Here is a 3,904-nt window from a genome sequence, read left to right as displayed (position 1 = left end):
ACGGGCTGTTGCCGTAGCTGTGTCGCGGAGGTGACCCCAGAGGGTGAGCCCGGGACATGATCACCTCGCCGAACTCGGCCACGGCAAGAAGGTCGCGTCTCATGAGGCTCACGGCCTCTCTCAGGCGTCGCACACGGTTCTCGGCATCGCGCACAGCCTCTGCGGCTCGAGCGATTTCCTCTGCTCGACAATGGAGCGGTGAGAGGTCGAAGCCGAAGGCCACGGGCTCTTGGGCATGCTTGCGGACATAGCGCTTCCCGTTTGGGCTATCGCGCCGCGATAGTAAGCCGACCTCAACCAAACGGGCGAGGTGGCGACGCATCGTCGAGCACGGCATGCCATTCAGCCTATCGCAAATTGCCTTGTTGGAAGGGTATATGATCGTCTCCGCGTTGCCGCCAAGCGCGTCGTCCGGAAAGAAACTAAGAAGGCCTTGTAAGACAGTCAGGTCACGTTCAGTTACCCCGAACGCCGCCTGCGCTTTGGACAATTCGCGCAGAAGCTCCCATTTATTGACGGACTTGCCTGTGACAGATGCCTTTGGCTGATCGTTCAAGCGCAGATGGGCGTGCGATATCTGCCGCATAAACGGCGAGATCGGTCTGTATTCCATGATGTCATTCACGAAGGCAAAAGAAAGCCGACCCGCGAATCACTTATGACTTGCGGTTTGCGTTCTGGACCACTACCTTGAAAGTGCTAAGATCAAAGTCTGGGTCTCGTGGAGCGCAAGCTTTGCGGGACCTTTTCTTTAGCCTGTACCGTGCCTCCTTTTTATTGCTGCTCTGCCTGTCTTCACGTCTCGCTTTTCCAGCGCTTGTGAAGTTCTTCCAGGAGATCCTGTGCGCGGGCACCAAGCCATTCCGCAAAGGCATCGTCCAAATTTGCTAGGTCCAGCCGAACCGCCCGGCTTGACTTCTTGATGGCGCCTACGGGAATGCCATCGATTGCAAGCGCCGTGGTCTTCGATCTTGGCTTTTGACCACGTGTCTGGCTAGCGCTCTTTCTCAGGTACCGCGACACGGCGTCAAAGGCTGATACTGATGCATCGGCTTGGGACTCATCTTCGGTCGGGCCGCTGTCAACTGCCGCGGCGCGAACGTCGAGGGCAATACGACAGAGCACGTCTTGATCAGCCCCCGCCTCGGAAAGCTCCTTCACGAAAGCTTCCCAGCGGGGGCGGCCGACACCATGGGCCGGTCCGATGGCGCGTGCCAAGGGTGCACCAACCGCCTTAGCGACCGAAATTGCCATCGACACCGCCGAACGAGTCACGTTAAGCACTTCGGCAATCTGTGCCTGGGAGCCAAAACGACTGTCGAGCAGCTCTTGTGCGAAAAGTGCGCGCTCAATGTAGCTGAGGTCACGTCTGCCGGTGTTCTCTGAAATCTGGGCGCGAACCGCAGCTGTATCATCCAAGTTCGCAATAAGGGCGCGGACTTTGCTCACCTTGTCAGAGCCACGGATTGCTTCAAGCCGCCGGCGGCCATAGACGAGGAGATAGAGGCCCGCCTCGGTAGGGTGACGCCTAACTAGGATCGGGACGGTCTGCCCGTTCTGCTCTATGGATGTCCGAAGATCGTGAACATCTTGAATATCTAGCCGGTCTGAATACCTCCCATCCTCGATTTCAGCTGGATCAAGTTCCCAGACGTGGTGAGCGTCTACAGCGTCACGCGCAGATCGAAGTGCCCGGTTGCTCGACATCATGCTGCCAGGCACGAGGGGGGTCCCTGCTGTCGAAAGACTGTCAAGCATCGACATACGCTTCTTTTTGCTGTCGGTCATCAGCGCCCCCAAGTCTTCTGAATGAGCTGCGTGATCTCGTCATTGACCGCATTCAGACTTTCGATGGCCCGGTCATAGGTCGTGCGCGTGAAAGCGCTTCGCTCCACCTCGTAGAGTGTCTGCTTGGTCAACCCTGCGTCAGAGATCGCGGTCGACTTAAGCATCGGCGAGTTCAGGACCTTGTCACCGTACATGGTGCGCAAGAACGCGACGATGCGGTTCTGCGGCGAGTCCGTCGGCTCGTAGCGAGTCAGTAGATATCGCATCCAATCGTGCGACATGTCGGCGCCACTGTCGGCAATGACGTCCATCAGGTCCGCAGTCATCCTGAGAAATTGGCTCATCGACATAACGTCGAGCATCTCGGGGTGGATAGTCACGAGAACACCAGTCGCGGCCGATAGGGCCGACATAGTAAGGAACCCGAGCTGCGGAGGACAATCGATCACTACAACGTCGTATTGCTCGTCTACCTGAGCCAACGCCTCCTTAACCCGAAAGAAGAACAAGCCAGCGTTGCCCCGCGCGAGGGCACGTGGCGTTTCGTGCTCAAACTCCATGAGTTCTAGGTTGCCGGGAATCAGATCAAGATTCGGAATGTAGGTCTTGCGGATGACCTGAGTGATCGGGACAGCGTCGTCGTAACGGATAGCGTCGTAAAGTGTGCCCCCATCCAGCAAATCGAATTCTGGCTGAACTCCGTGCAAGGCGGTCAGCGAGGCCTGCGGGTCTAGATCGATAGCTAGCACCCGGTAGCCAGTGAGGGCGAGGCGCTGAGCCAAGTGGGCAGCGGAAGTGGTCTTTCCACTGCCGCCCTTGAAGTTCATCACACCGATGATCTGGAGGTGGTCACCGGCCCGCCGACCAGGAAGGTAATCGCCAGGTCTCCGAGCGGTTTTCTCTAACAAAATCCTGAGGTTATGGATATCGTCAACCGAATAGTGCCGACGGTTCCCCGAAGAGGTTTCAGGCGAAGGGCCCTTGCCATCAAGGTGAAGCTTCCTGAGGTAGGAATCGTTGACACCAAGTAAAGCTGCAGCTTCACCTGAAGTGAACTTGCGCATCGACTTTGACGCGTCGGGCGGGAAAAGGCTCTCACGCTGCGAATGCAGTTGTGCCGCCAGCAGTTCAGAATGCTGGCGGATAACTGCGTTCAAGTCTTCCTGTGTCTCAGCTCTGCTCATCTGCCCTCGCGCTCCCGCGGCGTGTTCACGGATTTGGGCGTTTAGTCACCCATTTCCGTGACTATTGTCGAACGTCTAGGATTCGTGCAAGCCCTTTCTAAATTTGGTGTGTACGCAGTGGACGTGCACAAGACCGAACGAACGAAGGCGTGGGGCTTGTCAACGCCCGCCGGCGGATATACGTTATCCCTCGTATATCCACATCAGGAGGTGACGATGCAGGTCGCAAAATGGGGCAATTCGCTTGCCGTTCGCTTGCCTTCGGGCCTTGTTCGCGAGCTTGGCCTGAAGGAAGGCGACCAGATCGACCTGGTAAAGGACGACGGACAGCTGAGGGTGCGTCGCCTGCCTCGTCCCGATGAGGTGTTGGCTGGACTGCGCCGCTTCCGTGGCAAACTACGAGCAGCAGAGCGCTTGAGCCGCGACGAAGCGCATGAGCGCTGAGTTCGCGGACACGAATGTCGTCCTCTACCTGCTCGACGATGGCCCCAAGTCTGACCGCGCCGAGGTCATTTTGGGGCAGGGGCCTCGAATAAGCGTCCAGGTTCTCAATGAGGCATTGGTGAACTGCCGCCGCAAGGCCGGCCTCAGTTGGGAGGAATCAGAAGCGTTTCTGGCTGGCCTGCGCGCCTTGTGCACGGTTGAAAAGCTGACACTCCAGACCCACGACGTCGGCCGCGCTTTGGCGGAACGCTATGGCTTCTCGGTCTATGATGCGATGATTGTGGCGAGCGCCCTCATCGCGGGCTGCACGACGCTGTGGAGCGAAGATATGCATGACGGCTTGCTGGTGGAGGGCCAACTACGCATTTTGAACCCTTTCGCGTAGACGAACGGCTCTTTGGGTGAGGCTCGCCCTGGAAGGCCGTGGGAAGCGGGGAGGGTGATCTACTACTATCTGGACGAGGCGATGCCGCTCTACGCCCTGCTGG

The 3,904-nt window shown here is 58.1% G+C and carries 4 protein-coding genes and 1 pseudogene; 2 read left to right on the top strand and 3 right to left on the bottom strand.

Annotation, left to right across the window (positions count from 1 at the left end; genetic code table 11):
• From repC to repA, 3 genes and pseudogenes are all read right to left on the bottom strand, one after another.
• Positions 1–613: pseudogene (gene repC / locus C5F48_RS22335) on the bottom strand (plasmid replication protein RepC); the annotation flags it as partial.
• A gap of 182 nt (positions 614–795) precedes the next feature.
• On the bottom strand, positions 796–1,788 hold the full coding sequence (repB, locus tag C5F48_RS22330) for a plasmid partitioning protein RepB (RefSeq protein WP_107665936.1): 993 nt from the start codon (positions 1,786–1,788) through the stop codon (positions 796–798).
• Complete coding sequence (gene repA / locus C5F48_RS22325) at positions 1,788–2,972, bottom strand: plasmid partitioning protein RepA (RefSeq protein ID WP_107665935.1); 1,185 nt, start codon at positions 2,970–2,972, stop codon at positions 1,788–1,790. Before repA ends, repB begins: the two co-directional genes overlap by 1 nt.
• A 216-nt stretch (positions 2,973–3,188) precedes the next feature.
• Here repA and C5F48_RS22320 point away from each other — a divergent pair, with 216 nt between their 5' ends.
• Both C5F48_RS22320 and C5F48_RS22315 read left to right on the top strand, forming a co-directional pair.
• Complete coding sequence (locus tag C5F48_RS22320) at positions 3,189–3,416, top strand: AbrB/MazE/SpoVT family DNA-binding domain-containing protein (protein ID WP_107665934.1); 228 nt, start codon at positions 3,189–3,191, stop codon at positions 3,414–3,416.
• Positions 3,406–3,801: a PIN domain-containing protein gene (locus tag C5F48_RS22315; protein ID WP_107665933.1), complete on the top strand. Its 396-nt coding sequence runs from the start codon at positions 3,406–3,408 to the stop codon at positions 3,799–3,801. The genes C5F48_RS22320 and C5F48_RS22315 overlap by 11 nt, the downstream gene beginning before the upstream one ends.
• The last annotated feature ends 103 nt before the right edge of the window (positions 3,802–3,904 follow it).

Source organism: Cereibacter changlensis JA139 (assembly GCF_003034985.1).
Classification (GTDB): Bacteria; Pseudomonadota; Alphaproteobacteria; order Rhodobacterales; family Rhodobacteraceae; genus Cereibacter; species Cereibacter changlensis.
The sequence above is the reverse complement of the archived record's forward strand: the minus strand, read 5'-3'. Positions and strand labels throughout refer to the sequence as shown.